Source organism: Enterobacter sp. HK169 (assembly GCF_001719105.1).
Taxonomy (GTDB): Bacteria; Pseudomonadota; Gammaproteobacteria; order Enterobacterales; family Enterobacteriaceae; genus Enterobacter; species Enterobacter asburiae_B.
On sequence record NZ_CP017087.1, the window covers coordinates 1,297,279 to 1,316,824 of the forward strand.

General features: G+C 57.3%; 13 protein-coding genes and 2 tRNA genes. 7 read left to right on the plus strand and 8 right to left on the minus strand.

The features are described from left to right. Positions 1-34: 34 nt before the first annotated feature. The gene (gene cbl, locus EnteroDNA1_RS06275) at positions 35-985 is read right to left on the minus strand and encodes an HTH-type transcriptional regulator Cbl (RefSeq protein ID WP_023336219.1); all 951 of its coding nucleotides are present in this window, start codon (positions 983-985) and stop codon (positions 35-37) included. A 96-nt stretch (positions 986-1,081) separates the two neighbouring features. Further along, on the minus strand, positions 1,082-1,999 hold the full coding sequence (nac, locus tag EnteroDNA1_RS06280; protein WP_033145933.1) for a nitrogen assimilation transcriptional regulator NAC: 918 nt from the start codon (positions 1,997-1,999) through the stop codon (positions 1,082-1,084). Positions 2,000-2,319: 320 nt separating this feature from the next. On the opposite strand from nac, the gene EnteroDNA1_RS06285 reads away from it, so the two are divergent. Further along, a tRNA-Asn gene (locus EnteroDNA1_RS06285) sits at positions 2,320-2,395 on the plus strand. Positions 2,396-2,540: 145 nt separating this feature from the next. Here EnteroDNA1_RS06285 and ldtA read toward each other — a convergent pair. From ldtA to EnteroDNA1_RS06300, 3 genes are all read right to left on the minus strand, one after another. Further along, the gene (ldtA, locus tag EnteroDNA1_RS06290) at positions 2,541-3,437 is read right to left on the minus strand and encodes a L,D-transpeptidase (RefSeq protein ID WP_069303046.1); all 897 of its coding nucleotides are present in this window, start codon (positions 3,435-3,437) and stop codon (positions 2,541-2,543) included. A gap of 61 nt (positions 3,438-3,498) precedes the next feature. After that, positions 3,499-6,192: a cation-transporting P-type ATPase gene (locus tag EnteroDNA1_RS06295; protein WP_069303047.1), complete on the minus strand. Its 2,694-nt coding sequence runs from the start codon at positions 6,190-6,192 to the stop codon at positions 3,499-3,501. Between the two features lie 47 nt (positions 6,193-6,239). Next, complete coding sequence (locus EnteroDNA1_RS06300) at positions 6,240-6,671, minus strand: universal stress protein (RefSeq protein ID WP_023312348.1); 432 nt, start codon at positions 6,669-6,671, stop codon at positions 6,240-6,242. Between the two features lie 396 nt (positions 6,672-7,067). Between EnteroDNA1_RS06300 and EnteroDNA1_RS06305 the strand changes: the two genes are divergently transcribed. Genes EnteroDNA1_RS06305 through EnteroDNA1_RS06315 form a run of 3 tightly spaced genes read left to right on the plus strand, consistent with a single transcriptional unit; the run spans position 7,068 to position 12,177 of the window. Next, positions 7,068-8,153 (plus strand): efflux RND transporter periplasmic adaptor subunit, encoded by a 1,086-nt coding sequence (locus EnteroDNA1_RS06305; protein WP_069303048.1) that lies wholly within the window; start codon positions 7,068-7,070, stop codon positions 8,151-8,153. Beyond that, positions 8,153-11,215, plus strand: coding sequence for an efflux RND transporter permease subunit (locus tag EnteroDNA1_RS06310; protein ID WP_069303049.1), 3,063 nt, complete (start codon positions 8,153-8,155; stop codon positions 11,213-11,215). Before EnteroDNA1_RS06305 ends, EnteroDNA1_RS06310 begins: the two co-directional genes overlap by 1 nt. Beyond that, positions 11,212-12,177: an acyltransferase gene (locus EnteroDNA1_RS06315; protein WP_069303050.1), complete on the plus strand. Its 966-nt coding sequence runs from the start codon at positions 11,212-11,214 to the stop codon at positions 12,175-12,177. Before EnteroDNA1_RS06310 ends, EnteroDNA1_RS06315 begins: the two co-directional genes overlap by 4 nt. Here the strand turns inward: EnteroDNA1_RS06315 and pagP are convergent. After that, a complete protein-coding gene (pagP, locus tag EnteroDNA1_RS06320; protein WP_033145939.1) occupies positions 12,174-12,749 on the minus strand; it encodes a lipid IV(A) palmitoyltransferase PagP in 576 nt (191 codons plus the stop codon). The genes EnteroDNA1_RS06315 and pagP overlap by 4 nt on opposite strands. A gap of 256 nt (positions 12,750-13,005) precedes the next feature. Here pagP and shiA point away from each other — a divergent pair, with 256 nt between their 5' ends. The 3 genes from shiA to EnteroDNA1_RS06335 all read left to right on the plus strand — a co-directional run bounded on the left by shiA (position 13,006) and on the right by EnteroDNA1_RS06335 (position 17,641). Then, positions 13,006-14,322, plus strand: a complete 1,317-nt coding sequence (gene shiA, locus EnteroDNA1_RS06325; RefSeq protein ID WP_048979815.1) for a shikimate transporter — start codon at positions 13,006-13,008, stop codon at positions 14,320-14,322. A gap of 73 nt (positions 14,323-14,395) precedes the next feature. After that, complete coding sequence (locus EnteroDNA1_RS06330; protein WP_023312354.1) at positions 14,396-15,850, plus strand: AMP nucleosidase; 1,455 nt, start codon at positions 14,396-14,398, stop codon at positions 15,848-15,850. An 18-nt stretch (positions 15,851-15,868) separates the two neighbouring features. Beyond that, a complete protein-coding gene (locus EnteroDNA1_RS06335; protein ID WP_069303051.1) occupies positions 15,869-17,641 on the plus strand; it encodes an aminopeptidase P family protein in 1,773 nt (590 codons plus the stop codon). Positions 17,642-17,781: 140 nt separating this feature from the next. On the opposite strand, the gene EnteroDNA1_RS06340 is transcribed toward EnteroDNA1_RS06335, so the two are convergent. Beyond that, positions 17,782-17,857: transfer RNA gene (locus EnteroDNA1_RS06340), tRNA-Asn, on the minus strand. Between the two features lie 103 nt (positions 17,858-17,960). Continuing rightward, a complete protein-coding gene (emmdR, locus tag EnteroDNA1_RS06345) occupies positions 17,961-19,415 on the minus strand; it encodes a multidrug efflux MATE transporter EmmdR (RefSeq protein WP_123244567.1) in 1,455 nt (484 codons plus the stop codon). Positions 19,416-19,546: the final 131 nt, after the last annotated feature.

The following is a 19,546-nucleotide window of genomic DNA, read 5'->3' on the forward strand; positions in this document are numbered from 1 at the left end:
CCGGTCAGCGCAGCGCTACCGGACAAACCAGCACCTAAATCTGATAATCAATCGCCACTTCTTCCGGCTCCATCACCTGGCGTTTAATCTCATCCACCGACAGCCCGGCGTTGCAGAGCTCGATAAAGCGCCACACGTAGTTGCGCTGCAGCTGCCCGCGCTTCAGGCCAAGCCATACGGTGTTGGCGTCAAACAGGTGACGCGTATCAAGACGCACCAGGTTCCCGTCCTCGCGTTCTCCGCTGGACTGTTCCGCCACCAGACCAATGCCCAGACCCAGCTCGACGTAGGTTTTGATCACGTCAGAATCCTGCGCGCTCAGCACCACGTCCGGCGTTAGCCCTTTGCGGTTGAAGGCCTCGTCTATGCGCGAGCGTCCGGTGATCCCCTGGCGGTAGGTGATCAGCGGCCATTTCGCAACGTCTTCCAGCGTCAGAGGGGAAACCTGATTCAGCGGATGATCGACCGGGAGTAACAGGCTGTGGTACCAGCGGAACCAGGGAAAGGCCACCAGCAGCGGGTCGTTGCTCAGGCGTTCGCTGGCAATGCCGATATCCGCCCCACCGTTTTGCAGCAGCACTTCAATTTCCTGCGGCGTGCCCTGGATGAGCTCCAGACGGACGTCGGGGAAAAGCTCACGGAACGCTTTAATCACCGGCGGCAGGCTGTAGCGCGCCTGGGTGTGGGTGGTGGCAATGGTGAGTACGCCCGAGGCGTCATTGGTAAAGAGATCCGCCAGACGACGCACGTTGCTGGCCTCGTTGAGGATCCGCTCAGCGATGGTGAGCAAAGCCTTACCGGGCTCCGTCATGCCGAGCAGCCGCTTGCCGCGACGGATAAAGATCTCTATGCCCAGCTCCTCTTCCAGCTCGCGGATGTGGCGGCTGACGCCGGACTGAGAGGTATAAAGCATATTGGCGACCTCGGTCAGGTTGTAGTCCCGCCTGGCCGCCTCACGGATAATTTTAAGTTGCTGGAAATTCACGATTCACTCCGGCGCATCTGACATAGCTCTATTGTTAGAGTCAGCCGCGCTGCAGAACAAATAATAAAAACCAGCATCTTATGCTTTTATGGAATATCAGCTCACGAGCTGGAGTTCACGGTTCTCAAGCGACGGCTTGCTGACCAGCGACATCAAAATCTCTTTTACCGCCTGCGCCTGCGGCGTCAGCGAACCGCGTGCAGACATGTTCAGCGACAGCGGCAGGCTCATCGAAGGCGTGGTGATCCGCGCCATCCAGCCGTTTGCCGCGCTGCACAGCGAGCGTGCTGCGGATTCCGGCAGAACCGTCACCCCCATTCCGCTGGCAATGGCCGCGGTGAGCGTGGAGATTGAGTCAATTTCACCGATGATTTTGGCCGTCAGGCGGCGCAGGGAGAACGCTTCGTCCACGCGCACGCGCACGGCGCTGTAGTCGCGCGGCAGATAAAGGTTCATCTCTGCCACGGCGGTAAGGTCTACGCTCTGGCCCGGACAGTCGCGGGTGCCCACGAGATAGAGATCTTCTTTCAGCAGCGGCTGGCTGGTGATGCCAGCGACCGGGGAGCGATCGTAAAGGACCGCCATATCCAGCTGGCCGTTGAGCAGTTTGTCATTCAGCACGGAACCGCTGTTTTCGTGCAGGTACACCAGCACTTCAGGCAGCTCGGCGCGGACGGCCTGCAGCAGCGGCATGGTAATAGAGGACGCGGCCGTTCCCGGCGCCAGGCCGATAGACACGTGCCCGCTCAGGGTCTGTCCCACGTTATTCACCGCCAGCTGCGCCTGTTCACATTGGCGGAGGATGGTGCGCGCATGGGTATACAGGATCTTGCCTGCTTCCGTTGGCGTGACGCCGCGTTTGGTGCGGATCAACAGCTGCTGATCCATCTCGCCTTCCAGAGTAGCCACCTGCTGGCTCAGCGCAGGCTGCGCGATATGCAGCACTTCTGCCGCTTGAGTCAGGCTGCCGATATCGACGATTTTTACGAAGTATTTCAGTCGTCTTAAGTTCATTTTGCCCCCTGTTCGAAATGCTGTGCCGGAACCGGCTGTCGTTGTTGAACAGGTTTTGCAATATGAATGCCACTTTTACCAGGCGGTCCAAATTGTTCGCTAAGCGCCTGAAAATAAGGAAACCTAATCATGGAGGGGGGTTTTATTACCGAAACAGCAGTTTATGATCTGCCCCATTAGGGGTATACCCGCACCATGACGGTGCATTCCGCTGCCAAAAACATCACTTTGCCGATTTTGTCAGCAAACGATCAAAAGGCGTTGATCCACCCTTTGACAAGGCGAACGCAGGTCGATAATATGCGCCCCGTTCACACGATTCCTCTGTAGTTCAGTCGGTAGAACGGCGGACTGTTAATCCGTATGTCACTGGTTCGAGTCCAGTCAGAGGAGCCAAATTTGAAAAGCCTGCTTTTAAAGCAGGCTTTTTGCTTTTCTGCGCAAGGTAAATGCAAAACGGCAACCGGGTTGCCGTTTTTAGTGTTTGCACCCTCTCCCGTGGGAGAGGGCTGGGGTGAGGGCACCAGCCCGCACTATCCCTTCACATGCCGATCTTAACCGGCATCCCCGACCGCCGTTCCAGTTCAGCGCCCGCGCCCTCGTTTATCAGCTGCGTCCGCTGCGCGGCTGAAATAGGCAGCGGCACTTTCCGGGTTGACTCAAATTCCGCACGGTTACGTGATAATGGCTCGTGAACTTCCACCCAGCGGCTGCCGTCCGGCTCCGTGGTCATTTTTACGGGCCGATCGATAAGCTGCACGCGGGTTCCCACGGGAACGTTATCGAAAAGATACTTGATGTCGTTATTACGCAGACGAATACAGCCCTGACTCACCCGCAGCCCGATGCCGAAATTCGAGTTTGTGCCGTGAATGGCATACAGCCTGCCGATATAAATCGCATACAGCCCCATCGGGTTATCCGGCCCGGCGGGCACGAATGCCGGCAGCGTTTTCCCTTCTGCCGCATAGGCACGGCGCGTATTCGGCGTTGGAGACCAGGTTGGCCCCTCCTGCTTACGCTCAACGGCCGTCACCCAGTTACGCGGGGTTTCACGCCCGGCCTGACCGATGCCGATGGGCAGCACTTCAACGGTGTTACCGCCTGGCGGGTAATAGTAAAGGCGCATTTCTGCCGCATTGACGATAATGCCCTCGCGGACGGTGTCAGGCAAAATCAGCTGCTGGGGTATCACCAGCCGGGTGCCGGGTTTGGGCAAAAAAGGATCCACGCCCGGGTTTGCTTCCAGCAAGTTGCTCAGCCCCTGCCCGTGCTGCGCGGCAAAGGCTTCCAGAGGCAGCGTGTTGCCTTCGGGAACGGTGATGATAATCCGGGTACCCACCAGACGACTGCCTTCCGGCGGAAGCGTATAGGTTACGGCAAACGCACCGGGTACAGCGGCACACAGCGTAAGGACGAACCAGGTAAGTCGAATCATAGTTTTCTGCGCTCAAAAAAGAGAAAGCCCGGACTCAGGCAGGCTTTCTCAGTTTACGCTATCACGCCTCGGTTTTGCGCCACCTGCGCGTCAGCACTTTCTCCGCCTCGACAATAAGGAACATCACAAAACCAATCAGGAAGGTGATGACCCAGTAGCGGAACGGCAGCGCTTCGGTGCCAAACAGCATCTGCATGAACGGTGCGTAAATGATAAGAAGCTGTAGCGCCAGCAGTACGCCGCTCACGATCCAAATCCCTTTGTTCGCCAGCAGGCCTTTGCTCAGCGAGAAGCCGTCATTAACGCGGCAGTTGAGCATGTAGAACCACTGCGCAGTGACCAGGGTTTGCAGCAGCACGGTGCGGATAAATTCTGCCGAATAGCCGCGCGGCTGTAGCCAGGCTTCCAGCACGAAGGCGCTGATGGCAATCATCAGACCGACAAACACCACGCGCCAGATGGCATAGCCGTCCATCACATGGAGATTCGCCTTGCGCGGTGGCCGGTTCATGATGTCCTTCTCACCCGCTTCAAACGCCAGGCCAAACGACAGCGTTGCCGACGTCGCCATGTTCATCCACAGGATCAGGACCGGCGTCAGCGGGATCAGGTTCCCCGCCAGCAGCGCGATGATGATCAGCAGAGCCTGCGCGATGTTGCTGGGGATAACGAACAGAATGGTCTTTTTCAGGTTATCGTAAACCCGGCGTCCCTCGTGCACCGCGCTGGCAATGGTGGCAAAGTTGTCATCCGTTAACACCATGTCGGCGGCTTCCTTGGTCACTTCAGTCCCCTTAATCCCCATGGCGATACCCACATCCGCCCGCTTGAGCGCGGGGGCATCATTTACGCCATCCCCGGTCATGCCCACGACTTCCTGTTTACTTTGCAGAGCCTGCACAAGGCGGAATTTATCCTCCGGGCTGGTTCGGGCGAAAATATCGTACTGCTGTGCGGCGTCGCTCAGCTGACGATCGTCCATCGCCTCCAGCTCACGTCCGGTGATAGCGCTTGCGGCGTTACCAATCCCCAACATTTGCCCAATGCTCATGGCCGTTTGCGGGTGGTCACCGGTGATCATTTTCACGCGGATCCCGGCCTGCAGACAGTCGGCAATGGCGGTAATGGCCTCAGGACGCGGCGGATCCATCATTCCTGCGATACCCAGCAGGATCACGCCGTCATGCAGGTCCGGGTGATCCAGCTCGCGTTGTCCCTCGCGGGCAGGTTTCCAGGCCGCGGCCACCATGCGCAGACCTTCCCGGGCATACTCTTCAATCTTCCCTTCCCAGTAAGGCTGATCGAACGGCTGCAGCCCGTCATTCGTCTGCTGGTACTGGCAGAGGCGGAACAGGACGTCCGGCGCGCCGGTGATTAAAATCACCTCTTCATCGCCCAGCCGGTACAGCGTGGACATGTATTTATACTGCGAATCAAACGGGATTTTACTGCGCATTTCGGTGTCGACCGGTGGGAGCGGGATTTTCGCCGCCAGCACCTTCAGCGCGCCCTCGGTTGGCCCCCCGGTGATTTTCCACAGCCCCTGCTCGTCTTTGATCAGCTGGCTGTCATTACAGAGGTCAATGGTGCGCAGGTAGCGTTCCAGCAGGGAACCCTGCGTCACGCTGACGGGCGTCGGGTCATCTACGGGGTGAATATTCCCCACCGGTTCGTAGCTGTCGCCCTCTACGCGATAGGTCGTGTCAGCGGTAATCACCGCTTTGACCGTCATTTCATTCATCGTCAGGGTGCCGGTTTTATCCGAGCAGATGACCGTCATCGCCCCCAGCGTTTCCACCGTAGGCAGCTTGCGAATGATAGCCTTGCGACGCGCCATGGCCTGTACGCCAAGCGAAAGGATGATGGAAATGATGGCCGGCAGGCCTTCCGGCACGGCGGCAACGGCGAGGCTAATAAGCGACAGCACCAGTTCTGAAACTGGCATATCCCGGAACAGGAGGCTAAAGACAAACAGCGCCACCATCATCACCAGGATAGTGATGAAGATGGTCTTACCGAGCTTATCCATCTGCACCATCAGCGGCGTGCGGTGTTTTTCAATGTCGGACATCATCTGATTGATGTGGCCCAGCTCGGTCTCGCCCCCGGTTGCCACCACCACGCCTTTACCGCCGCCGGAGCTAACGGTAGTGCCTGAGTAGAGCAGATTATACCGGTCACCTAAGGGCAGTTCCCCGCTTAACGCATCGCTGTTTTTCTCAACAACGGTGGATTCGCCGGTCAGGATGGCCTCCTCCACGCGAAGGTTATGCGCTTCAATCACGCGCAGGTCCGCAGGGATACGATCCCCGGCGCGGATCACCACGATATCTCCCGGGACCAGCGCCGTGGTGGGGATCGTTTCGTGATTCCCCTGTCGTACCACCACGGCTTCGCTGGAGAGCATATTGCGAATGCTCTGCAGCGATTTTTCAGCATTGCTCTCCTGGATATGGCCAATCAGCGCGTTAATGATGGCAACCCCAAGGATCACAAACATGTCTACCCAGTGGCCCATGAAGAGCTTAAGCAACGCGGCCACCAGCAGAACGTAAATCAATACGTCGTTAAAATGCGCCAGGAAGCGCAGCCAGGCGGGTTTGCCCTTTTTTTGCGGTAACGCATTCTCACCGTGCTGCTGAAGCCGGGCTGATGCCTCTGTGCCGCTAAGGCCTTCCAGGGTGGAGTGAATATTCGACAGGGTTTCATCAACGGTTTGTTGATAATACGGACATTCAGGTTTTCCTGTTTTCATCGTTCCTTCCTCAGATTCTATTCAGAAATCACCTTGCTTCTCTGTAATTAACGAATAACGAAAACAGGAACATGTGCGTAACGAACAATACTTGCCGCCTCCGATCCTAACAAATGGGTTTGAATATTTGGATTTCGCGAGCCGACAATAATCGCGCCGACGGTAAGTTCATCCGCCAGCTTAATAACCTCATCACGAACATTCCCGCTACGGACGTGGAGATGAACACGCTCTTCTGGCAGATTTACTTTTTTGACCAGGTCAGACAGCTTTTCTTTCGAATTATTAATCATATATTCATCCATTTTGCGCGCATCTGAAATAAAACCACGCGTCAGTTCGGCTGAAAATTTGGGCATGACGTGCAGCAAATGAATGTCACCCGATGCGCTTTGCGCCAGAAACTGTGCATGCTGCAACGCTTTATCCGCCAGGCTTGTCTCGTAGACATCCACCGGAACGAGAATGTTTTTATACATATCGAGCATCCTTTTTATAACCAACACGAGAGTGAATGAAGCAAAAAAACGCATTAAATGCAGGGGGTTGCCCTTAATGCCAGTTACGGAAAAAAAAGATGATTAACATTAAACGTAGCACAGGAATATCAGGTTTAGCGCTTCCCCACTGATAATGGTTATTTAACATTTATCTTTTCGCCGACTATGCTCATAGTCAGCTACCGCTTCCGGCTCATGGAGGAATGTATGTATGGTTTAAGCCTGATCCGTCTGGGTATGTTTATTGCGCTTGCCATTATCGCCAGCACGGCGATTGGTTTATTTACCTATATGGTCGTCACTGTTCTGGCAGAATAGTGTCACCCCTGTCCAGGTTATGGAATAAATAAAACAGTTATTTATTAGGGGAATACAGTGAACCGCTACCTCTCTCTTTTACCGTTCGTTTTGTTAACGCTCACGGCGTGCGACCCGAAACCGAAGCAAGACTCTCCCCTTCCCAGGATGGTAAAAGTGGCGGAGGTGACGGTTCCCGGTCACGCCCAGCAGCGCGTTTTCCCCGCCCGCATTGAATCGGGCGATGCCACAGACCTTTCCTTCAAGCGCGCAGGTCAAATTGAAGCGCTGGATGTGCGTCAGGGCGCAGCCGTCAAGCAGGGGCAACAGCTTGCCAGACTGAACGCCCGTGAAGCCCAGCAGCGGGTTAACGACAGACAAACGGCGGCGACGCTGGCCCAGAGGCAGTTCGATCGCTTCCAGACGCTGGCGGGCCGGCAGGCGATTTCGAAAGCGGAAATGGACGTGCAGCGTGCGAACCGCGATTCGGCGAATGCGGCGCTGCAGATTGCCCGGGAAGAGCTGAATCAGATGACGCTCGTCGCCCCCTTCAGCGGGACGGCGGCCAGCGTACATGTCCGAAATCATCAGGTGGTGTCCCCCGGTCAGCCCATTGCCACGTTAACCCGCACCGACCTGCTTGACGTGGTGTTCAGCATCCCTGAAAACCTGTTTAAGACCTTTGATATCCGCAACGCGCAGTATCGGCCCGTGGTGAGAATTAACGCCATTCCGGATCGGGAATTTACCGCCGTCTACAAAGAGCATTCGGGCAGCAGCGACAGCAATACCCTGACCTGGCAGGTGATACTCACCATGCCGCGGCCAGATGATTTTCCCGCCGTCGGTGGCGTAAGCGGTACGGTGACCATCAATTTAACCAACCTCCCGGCGGGCGCGGGCGCTCAGGCGCTGGTCGTACCGGTTGAGGCAGTCTTTAACCCGGACAACAGCCCGCGCAATGAGCCGCACGTCTGGGTCGTAACGGGCGAAGGCGACGCGCTCCATCTTGAAGACCGCAAGGTCAGCGTGGGGCAAGTGAGCACCGAAGGCGTGGTGATTACCAGCGGGCTTAAGGCGGGCGAGCGCGTGGTGGCCGCGGGCGTTGGGGAGCTCCATGCTAACCAGCCGGTGCGTATCTGGACGCGTGAACGGGGACTGTAATGGATATCTCTCGTCAATTTATCAATAACCCTGTTCGCGTCTGGCTAACGATCCTGCTGCTGGGCATCGGGGGGATTTTTGCCCTGTTGAATATCGGCAGGCTGGAAGATCCCGCCTTTAGCATCAAAACCGCAGTGGTGGTCACCCACTACCCCGGCGCATCCGCTCAGCAGGTTGAAGAAGAGGTGACGCTTCCGCTGGAGAATGCCCTTCAGCAGCTGCCTTATCTGGATAACGTCAGCTCTATCTCGTCAAACGGTCTGTCGCAAATCACCGTTAACATCGCGTCACGCTATCACTCGAACGAGCTGCCGCAGATTTGGGATGAACTGCGCCGCCGCGTGGGCGATGCCTCGCGTCAGTTCCCGCACGGCGTCGTCACGCCCTTTGTAAATGACGATTTCGGCGACGTGTTCGGCTTCTTCTTCGCCATTTCCGGGAATGAATTCAGTAACCCTGAACTGGTGAGATACGCGGAGCAGCTTCGCCGCGAGTTAATTCTGGTCCCGGGGGTTGCGAAGGTCGCCATCGGTGGGGCGATTAGCCAGCAGGTCAACATTGATATCTCCCTGAGCAAAATGGCCGCGCGCGGCATTACGCTGAACCAGCTTTCCGCCCTGCTCAGCAGACTTAACGTTGTTTCCAGCGCAGGAGAAATCACCTCCGGCACCGAATCCATTCGCCTGCACCCGACCGGTGAGTTCGGAAATCTTGATGAACTGGCGGATCTCATCATCACGCCTTCCGGCACCGGGGCGGCGACGCGTCTGCGGGATATCGCCACGCTGTCGCGCGGGCTGAACGAATCGCCAGCGAGTATCTACCATGCCAACGGCAAAAAAGCCGTCACCATGGGCGTCTCGTTTATTCCCGGGGTGAACGTGATCGACGTGGGCCACGCGCTGGAGGCGAAGCTAAACCAGATGTCGGCGGAAAAACCGGCCGGCATACGGATAGACCTGTTTTACGATCAGGCAGCCGAAGTGGGCCACTCCGTTAACGGTTTTATTATTAACTTCCTGATGGCGCTGGCGATTGTCATCGGCGTGCTGCTGATTTTTATGGGCGTACGCAGCGGGATCATCATTGCGGTTTCTCTCGCCCTTAACGTGCTGGGCACGCTGCTGATTATGTATCTGTGTGGCATTGAGCTACAGCGCATCTCGCTTGGGGCGCTGATTATCGCCCTCAGCATGCTGGTGGATAACGCCATCGTGATTGTCGAAGGGGTATTGATTGCCCGACAGCAGGGCTCCCCGCTGTTAACCGCCGTAAACTACATCATCCGCCGCTCCGCCCTGCCGCTGCTGGGGGCGACGGTGATTGCCATCCTGGCGTTTGCCCCTATCGGGCTGTCGCAGGATTCCACCGGGGAATACTGTAAATCCCTGTTCCAGGTGCTGCTGATTTCCCTGATGCTGAGCTGGTTTTCGGCGCTCACCCTCACCCCGGTGCTGATTAAGTGGTGGTTGTTTAAAAACAACAGCGCGCCCGATAAAACCGACGAGTCAGACCCTTACGATAAACGACTCTACCGCGCCTACCAGCGCCTGCTTAACACGCTGCTGCGCCATAAGGCACCGACGCTCATTGTGATGGCTGCGCTGCTGGCAGCGTCTGTCTGGGGCTTCGGCGCCGTACGGCAAAACTTTTTCCCGTCGTCTAATACGCCCATTTTCTTTGTCGACCTGTGGTTACCCTACGGTACCGATATCAAGTGGACTGAGAAAATGACCAGCGATATCGAAAAAACCATTAACGGCCAGCCTGGCGTGGAGACCACCGTCTCAACCATTGGTCAGGGAAGTATGCGCTTTATTCTGACCTACAGCGGACAGCGCCAGTACAGCAACTATGCGCAGATCATGGTGCGCATGGACGACCAGCGCAACATCTCCGCCCTGACGCGCCACGTGGACGAGTACATCGCGCGAAACTATCCGCAGGTCAACGCCAGCACCAAACGCGTGATGTTTGGCCCCTCCGGCGACAGCGCCATTGAGGTGCGCATTAAAGGCCCGGACCCTGACAGGCTGCGCCTGATTGCCAGCCAGGTGGACGACATCCTCACCCGCGATCCGGCCACGGGCAGCGTCAGGAACGACTGGCAAAACCGCAGCAAGGTGATCCGCCCACAGTACGTTGCCGCCCTGGGCCGCGAGCTTGGCGTAGATAAGCAGGACGTCGACAACGCGCTGGAGATGAACTTCTCCGGCAGCCGGGCGGGGCTGTACCGGGAAGGCAGTGACCTGCTTCCGGTCGTGGTGCGCCCGCCTGAGAGCGAACGGCTGGACGCCAGTCACCTGAACAACGTGCTGGTCTGGAGCCAGACGCGGCAGCAGTATATCCCGCTGAGTAACGTCGTCAGCCGCTTCTCGCTGGAGTGGGAAGATCCGCTCATCCTTCGACGCGACCGCTCGCGGGTGCTGACGGTGCAGACGGACCCGGACCCGCTGAGCCAGCAAACCTCCGGGGACATTCTCGCCCGGGTGAAGCCGCAAGTAGATGCCCTTCCCCTGCCACACGGCTACAGCATCGAGTGGGGGGGCGACGCGGAAAACTCCAGCGAAGCGCAGCAGGGGCTATTCACTACGCTACCTCTCGGGTATCTGGTGATGTTTGTCATTACGGTTCTGATGTTCAGCTCGGTAAAAAATGCGGTCGCCATCTGGCTGACCGTACCGCTGGCACTGATTGGCGTCACGCCGGGATTTTTACTTACCGGCATTCCCTTTGGCTTTATGGCGCTTATTGGTCTGCTGAGCCTGAGCGGAATGCTCATCCGCAACGGCATCGTGCTGGTGGAAGAGATCGAACAGCAGAAAACGCAACAGGATCAGCACAGCGCGATCGTATATGCCGCGACCTCGCGCCTGCGCCCCATTCTGCTCACCGCGTTTACGACCGTACTTGGCCTGGCTCCGCTGCTGCTGGACGTTTTCTTCCAGAGCATGGCCGTTGTGATTATGTTTGGACTGGGGTTTGCTACAATCCTGACGCTGCTGGTACTCCCCGTGATCTATGCGTGTTTCCATCGTAAGGACGAAGCCAAACAACAATGAATGCGACAGGGCTGAACATTATCAAGACGCTGGGCTGTATGACGGCGGTGACCTTCTTTACCATCTACAACACCTGGGATCATTATGATTATGACTATCACTGGATCCTGGGGTTTTTAACCTTTATTTCAACCATCGCCACACCGCTGTTTTTTGTCGTTGCGGGCTATCTCGACGGACAATCACGGCACGGCACCCGCTGGCAGCTGGGTAAAATTAAAAGTCTGGTGATTGTTTTTCTGTTCTGGATAACGATCTACTACCTGTGGGAGCCCTATCAGCGCGGGTATTTAATCCAGCCCTGGTTCGTGTTTGCGTTTGTGGTGATTTACACCTTCCACCCGGCGGTGGAGTGGCTCAGCCAGCGGCGAAGGCTGTTCTGCGGCGCGATTGCCGCCCTGCTGCTCTTTTCCTACGGATACGATCTGCTGTCAGCGCTCTATCCTGGAACGCACGCCCTTTCTCTTTCACCGCAGTATCGGCTGTGGACATGGCTGCTGTTTTATCTGACGGGGCAACTCTTTTGCGACCCGAAAATTGCCGAGTGGATTAGCCGCAAAAATGTCGTCAGGGCGGCGGTTGTCGCCATCCCGTTTATCTACCTCTTCACCTGGTTTTACGAGCGCCACTTTTTCTTCGCGCTGTTCAAGGCGGACAGAAACGCCTTTATTCTCACCGGCTCGCAGATTTACATTTTGATCATCGCGCTGGTGATTGCGGCGAACGGCGTGCGCTTTCGCCGCAATGCTGAATTTAAGGAGTCCATTCTGGCCGCCATCAGCAAAACGATGACCGGCGTGTATATTGTGCACTACTCGGTGTTTCATCTGCTGACGGCGCTGATACCGGTGACCTCTCTCGGTATGAAGCTGGCGCTGATTGTGCTCACCTTCGTCACCTCAGTTCTGTTCTCCATGCTGGTATTGTCTAACGCCGTGGCAAAAAAGGTGATCACCCTTTAGAAGCCTAAGCGCAGCCAGGCAAAGAGCACGTTGCCGTTGTTATAGGTTCCGGGAATATAGGTGAACTGGACAGTAACGCGCTTATACCCGGCCGAAAACAGCGGGAAGATGAACGGTAGCGGGACATAATTTGCAAAATCATCTCGCGCCGTGATGCCCGCCGCGGCACCGAGCCCAAGACGGAAATCTTTGGCATCATCCAGATACCAGCCCTTCTCCCAGCCATAGCCCATCGCGGGCTGCCATTCGTTATGCGAGTCCTTGAACATCATCGCGAACAGCGCGCTCCAGTTGCCCTCTTCGTTATAGCGGGAAACGCCCAGCCCGCCGCCCCACGGCATTTCATTGTAATTGTCGGTTTTTTCTTTGTCGTACATAAAGCGAGCGTGCCAGCTCAGAAACGGCAGGTACAGGTCGTAACGTTGGGGCTCTTCCCAGGTTTGCGAAATATCATCCGTCAGCGCATTCCACCAGCCGCTGATACGCTGTTCACCATAGACGTTGGGCTCCGCATGAAGCGGTGCGACGAATAAAAACAGGACCATCCAGAATGCCGAAAAGGTGCGTTGCATCGTTATTCCCTCAGCTTAACTTACGCAGCGGTCACTATTACTGTAAACCATTCAGCCTTTAACGGAGCCAGAAGACACAATTATCTCGCTGCAGGCGGGGATGAAATTTATTTATTCAGCACCATCCGGAAAGATAAAAACGTTTTCTCAGGCGTTCTGTCGCGGTAGTCTCATAGGTTCCGTTTATATGACGGGCGCAACGTGAGTGACCTTTTCTTATACCAATAATTAAAAAATCAGTACGGACAGGACAACTATGGACTCCACCCTCATCTCCGATCGTCCCAACGAGGAGACACCTTCGCTCAATCGTGCCCGCCGCGCAGCCTTAGGCAGCTTCGCGGGTGCCGTCGTCGACTGGTATGATTTTCTGCTTTACGGCATCACTGCCGCCCTGGTGTTTAACCGCGAGTTTTTTCCCCAGGTCAGCCCTGCGATGGGCACGCTTGCCGCGTTTGCCACTTTCGGCGTCGGCTTTCTGTTTCGCCCGCTGGGCGGTGTGATCTTCGGCCACTTCGGCGACCGCCTGGGCCGCAAGCGCATGCTGATGCTCACCGTCTGGATGATGGGGATCGCCACCGCGCTGATTGGTATTCTCCCCTCGTTTGCCTCTATCGGCTGGTGGGCGCCGGTACTGCTGGTCACCCTGCGCGCCATCCAGGGCTTCGCCGTCGGCGGCGAATGGGGCGGTGCGGCGCTTCTGTCCGTAGAGAGCGCGCCGAAAAATAAGAAAGCGTTTTACAGCAGCGGCGTACAGGTCGGGTACGGCGTGGGCCTTCTGCTTTCCACCGGGCTGGTATCGCTAATCAGCCAGCTCACCACCGACGAGCAGTTCCTGAGCTGGGGCTGGCGTATTCCGTTCATCTTCAGCATCGTGCTGGTCATCGCCGCGCTGTGGATCCGTAACGGGATGGAGGAGTCGGCTGAGTTTGAAAAACAACAGCTGGAAAAACCGCTCGCCAAAAAGCGTCTGCCTGTGATGGAAGCGCTGGTTCAGCACCCTGGCGCTTTTCTGAAAATTATCGCCCTGCGCCTGTGCGAGTTGCTGACGATGTATATCGTCACCGCCTTTGCCCTGAACTACTCGACGCAGAACCTCGGTCTTCCCCGCGAGCTGTTCCTGAATATTGGCCTGCTGGTCGGCGGGATAAGCTGTCTGACTATCCCCTGCTTCGCCTGGCTGGCTGACAGGTTTGGCCGCCGTCGCGTTTACATCACCGGGGCGCTGATTGGCACCCTCAGCGCCTGGCCATTCTTTATGGCGCTCGAGGCGCAGTCGATCTTCTGGATTGTCTTCTTCGCCATCATGCTCGCCAATATCGCTCACGACATGGTGGTGTGCGTGCAGCAGCCGATGTTCACCGAACTGTTTGGCGCAAGCTACCGCTACAGCGGCGCGGGCGTGGGCTATCAGGTCGCAAGCGTGGTCGGTGGCGGATTTACGCCGTTTATTGCCGCCGCGCTGGTGACCTTCTCCGGCGGCAACTGGCACAGCGTGGCGATTTATCTGCTGGCCGGCTGCCTGCTGTCGGCGGCGACGGCGCTGCTGATGAAAGAGACGAGCCACGGCTGATCTCCCTTTTGTTTCACAGGCGTGTGACATACTATCGGGTAGAGTCGCACACCTGTGGAACAAGGAGACAGAGATGAATAATAAGGGCTCCAGCCTGACCCCGGCTCAGGCGCTGGAAAAACTCGACGCGCTGTATGAACAGTCCGTCAACGCGCTGCGCGGCGCCATCAGCGAATATATCGAAACAGGGAAACTTCCCGACCAAAAGGCCAGAACCGAGGGCCTTTTTGTTTATCCATCGCTCTCTGTGACCTGGGACGGCAGCGCCAGCAGTAATCCCAAAACCCGCGCCTACGCGCGCTTTACCCACTCCGGCTGCTACAGCACCACCGTCACCCGCCCTGCGCTGTTCCGCCCGTATCTTGAAGAACAGCTTACGCTACTGTACCAGGATTACGGCGCGCACATTGCCGTTGAGCCCTCGCAGCATGAGATCCCGTATCCGTACGTGATTGACGGTTCGGCGTTAACCCTTGACCGCTCCATGAGCGCGGGGCTGACCCGCCACTTCCCGACGACGGAACTTTCCCAGATTGGCGATGAGACGGCCGACGGGATTTATCACCCGGCAGAATTTTCTCCCCTGTCGCACTTTGATGCCCGACGGGTCGATTTCTCCCTGGCGCGTCTGCGTCACTACACCGGTACGCCAGTCGAACATTTCCAGCCGTTCGTGCTCTTTACCAACTACACCCGCTACGTCGACGAGTTTGTCCGCTGGGGCTGCAGCCAGATCCTCGACCCGGAGAGCCCGTATATCGCGCTGTCCTGCGCGGGCGGGATCTGGATCACCGCTGAAACCGAAGCGCCCGAGCAGGCCATTTCCGACCTGGCGTGGAAAAAGCACCAGATGCCCGCCTGGCACCTGATCACCGCCGACGGCCAGGGCATCACGCTGATTAACATCGGCGTTGGCCCGTCAAATGCCAAGACCATCTGCGACCATCTGGCGGTACTGCGCCCGGACGTGTGGCTGATGATTGGCCACTGCGGCGGCCTGCGCGAAAGCCAGCTGATTGGCGACTACGTGCTGGCCCACGCCTATCTGCGCGATGATCACGTGCTTGATGCGGTGCTGCCGCCGGATATCCCAATCCCGAGCATCGCCGAAGTACAGCGCGCGCTGTATGACGCCACCAAAGAGGTCAGCGGCATGCCGGGCGAAGAGGTTAAACAGCGCCTGCGCACCGGTACGGTCGTCACAACGGATGACCGCAACTGGGAGCTGCGCTACTCCGCCTCCGCGCTGCGGTTCAACCTGAGCCGCGCGGTAGCGATCGATATGGAGAGCGCCACCATTGCCGCGCAGGGATATCGCTTCCGCGTTCCTTACGGCACGCTGCTGTGCGTCTCCGATAAGCCGCTGCACGGTGAAATTAAGCTGCCGGGCCAGGCCAACCGTTTCTACGAAGGGGCTATCTCTGAGCATCTGCAGATTGGTATTCGCGCCATTGATTTACTTCGCGCGGAGGGCGACAAGCTGCATTCGCGCAAGCTGCGCACCTTCAACGAGCCGCCGTTCCGCTAATCACGATAAGGAAAAACAATGTCCAGCACATCACCGCTCTCTGCCCTGCGCCACTGGCTTGAGGCCAGCCATCTCGACGGGATGATCGTCCCGCGCGCGGATGCCTGGCAGAGCGAATACTGCGCGCCTTACGACGAAAAGCTGGCCTGGCTGACGGGCTTTGACGGTTCGGCCGGCGTGGCGCTGGTGCTGAAAAACAAAGCGCTGCTGTTCGTCGACGGGCGCTATCAGGTTCAGGCGCGCGTTCAGGTCAATACGGATGAGGTTGAGATCCACCACCTGCACAACGAGCCGCTGGCGGAATGGCTGGCAGAAAACGTTGAGTCAGGGACGCGCATCGGTTTTGACGCGCTGCTGATGACCAACGCGGAATTTGAGCAACTGTCTGCCACGCCGTGCGAGCTGGTGCCGCTGAAGGCCTCGCCGTTTGACACGCTATGGACCGATCGCCCTGCCGCACCGGCGGGGCTTATCCGTGAGATGCCGGTTGAACACAGCGGCGAACGCAGCGCGGACAAACGTCAGCGCGTCGCCGCCGTGCTGGCCGCAAACAATGTGGATTATCTCGCCGTCACCCTGCCGGATAACATCGCCTGGCTGTTAAACGTCCGCGGTGCGGATATCCCTTACAGCCCGGTACCGCTCTCCTTTGCCCTTCTCGGTCGTGACGGTCACGTTGAGTGGTTTGTTAACGACAATAAGCTCAGCGCCCTGCCTGACGGTGTGCGCAATGCGTTCACCATTGCGCCGCAGGATACCTTTATTGAACGCTGCCAGCAGATTGCCGTAGGCAAACGGGTGATGATTGATGCCGATTCCGCGCCGGTTGCCCTGCGCTTCGCCGTTGAACCACGGGGAGAAATTGTCTGGCGGACCGATCCCATCACCCTGATGAAAGCGACTAAAAACCCGGTCGAGCTGGCAGGTTATCGCGAGTGCCATCACCGGGACGGGGCCGCGTGGGTCAACTTCCTCGCCTGGCTGAGCCGCGAAGTGCCGCGGCGCGAGGCGGCAGGACAACCGCTCACCGAGCTGGACGCGCAGGCGCAGCAGCTTGCGTTCCGTCAACAGCAGCCGGGGTTTATCGAGCAGAGTTTTGAAACCATCTCCGCCTCTTCGAGCAATGCGGCGATGTGCCACTATCATTCGAGCGAGGCCAGCAATAAGCCCATCGGTCATGACCATTTTTACCTGAACGATTCCGGCGGTCAGTATGTTAACGGCACCACCGACGCCACCCGCACGCTGGCGTGGGGGAAAGTCGATCCGCAGCAGCGCCTGCACTACACTGCCGTGCTGAGAGGCTTCCTGTCGCTCATTACCCTGCAGTTCCCTTCCGGGACTCAGGGGCATCAGCTGGATGCGTTTGCGCGTCGCCCGCTGTGGGAGATGGGGCTGGATTACGATCACGGCACGGGACACGGCGTGGGGCACCAGCTGCTGATCCACGAGAACCCGCATCGCATCGCCAAAAAGGTTAATCCGTGGCCGCTGGTGGCGGGCAATATCATGACTATCGAGCCAGGCTACTATCTGGGCGATAGCCACGGTATTCGTATTGAAAACCAGGTGGAGATTGTGGAGAGCCGTCCGGGTTTCTGCAAATTTGCCTCGCTGACGCTGATCCCGATCGACTTAAGTCAGGTTGAGCTGCATCTGCTGAGCGAGCAGGAAAAGCAGTGGCTGGATGCGTATCACCGGCAGGTTCGCGAGGTGCTTTCACCTCTGGTGAATAGCGATGCGCGTGAGTGGCTGGTTGAGGCGACGGCGCCGATTGGTTTGGATCGATAGTGCGGCTTGTTGGTTGCCCGGTGGCGCTGCGCTTACCGGGCCTACAATCCCGTAGGTCGGGTAAGGCGAAGCCGCCACCCGACAATTTTACCAGATGCAGAAAAGCAAAAAGCCTGCTTTAAAAGCAGGCTTTTCAAATTTGGCTCCTCTGACTGGACTCGAACCAGTGACATACGGATTAACAGTCCGCCGTTCTACCGACTGAACTACAGAGGAATCGTGTGAACGGGGCGCATATTATCGATGCTCCCCCGGGATGTCAAAGGCAGAATGCACATTTCCGATCGTTTGCCGAATTATTCTCCACTTCGCGCAATTGTCAGGCATTTTTTCGCGGATATTTCCACAGCCATCGTCCGCTGACCATCCGCCAGTAGAACAGCGCGCCCCGCACGGCCCAGTCGAGGAACATCCCCAGCCAGACGCCGACCACACCCCATCCGAGCATCACCCCGAGCGTATACCCCGCGACAACGCGACATCCCCACATGCCGAGCATCGATACCCACATCGCAAAGCGGGCATCGCGCGCCCCTTTCAGCCCGGCGGGTAATACCCATGAGGCCGCCCAGATGGGCATAAAGGCCGCGTTGAGCCAGATGAGGATCTTAACAACCTCTTTAACGTCGTCTTCGTGGGTATAGAACGAGGCCATCAGCCCGGCAAACGGCGCGGTTCCCCAGGCGATCAGCGTCAGTCCAATGGTCGACAACCAGAACACGTGCCGCAGCTGCCGCTCCGCCTGGCCTATCTGCCCTTTCCCGAGCCGCTTACCCGTAATAATGGTGGATGCTGAACCCAGCGCGTTACCCGGCAGGTTAATCAGCGAGGCAATAGAGAAGGCGATAAAGTTACCGGCGATAACGTCGGTGCCCATCCCGGCAACAAACATCTGCGTGAGCAGCTTCCCGCCGTTGAACAACACCGATTCTATGCTCGCGGGAATGCCGATCCCCATCACTTCCCAGATAATGGCGAAATTAAAGGGGCGGAAATAGCTTTTTAGCGTCAGACGCAGCGAGGGGGTAATCCCCGCCATCAGCACCCCGATGATGGCTGCCGCACCGATATAGCGTGAAATGGTTAACCCCAGTCCGGCACCGACGAACCCCAGCCCCTCCCACGAGAACACGCCGTAGATCAGCACGCTGCTGATAATGATATTCAGGATATTCATCCCGCCGTTGATCAGCAGCGGAATTTTGGTGTTGCCCGCCCCGCGCAGCGCACCGCTGCCAATCAGCGCAATGGCCGCCGCCGGATAGCTTAAGACGGTCATTTCCAGGTAGGTCAGCGCCAGGTCTTTAACCTCGTTAGTGGCCTCCCCGGCGACAAAATCGATAATCTCTTTACCGAAATAGTGGATCACCGCCGCCAGAACGATCGAAAAAATGGTCATGATCATCAGCGACTGGCGGGCCGCCTCGCGTGCACGTTTGGGGTCAAGCTTGCCGAGGCTAAAGGCCACCACCACCGTCGTCCCGAGGTCTATGGCGGCAAAGAACGAGATCACCACCATGTTAAAACTGTCCGCCAGCCCAACCCCAGCCATCGCCTCTTTACCCAGCCAGCTCACCAGGAAGGTGCTCAAAACCCCCATCAGCAGAACGCAGGTATTTTCCAGGAAGATAGGCACGGCAAGGGGGGTGATTTCACGCCAGAACAGGACACGATAGCTTTTACGTTTTGCATACCATGGCGTGCGCGTTATCGCCTGGCGTAAGGAGGCAGTGACGTTCAAAATGGACCTTAGCGAGAAAAGTTGAAACTCCATTTCAAATGATGGGGGACAAATGCTAATCCTGCAAAGTATTTTCCAGAAAAAGATGTGTGGATTTACAACAAACTGACGACAGAATCAGCAATCAGTCGATTTTCCCTAAGATCAGGTTTGACAAAAGTTTT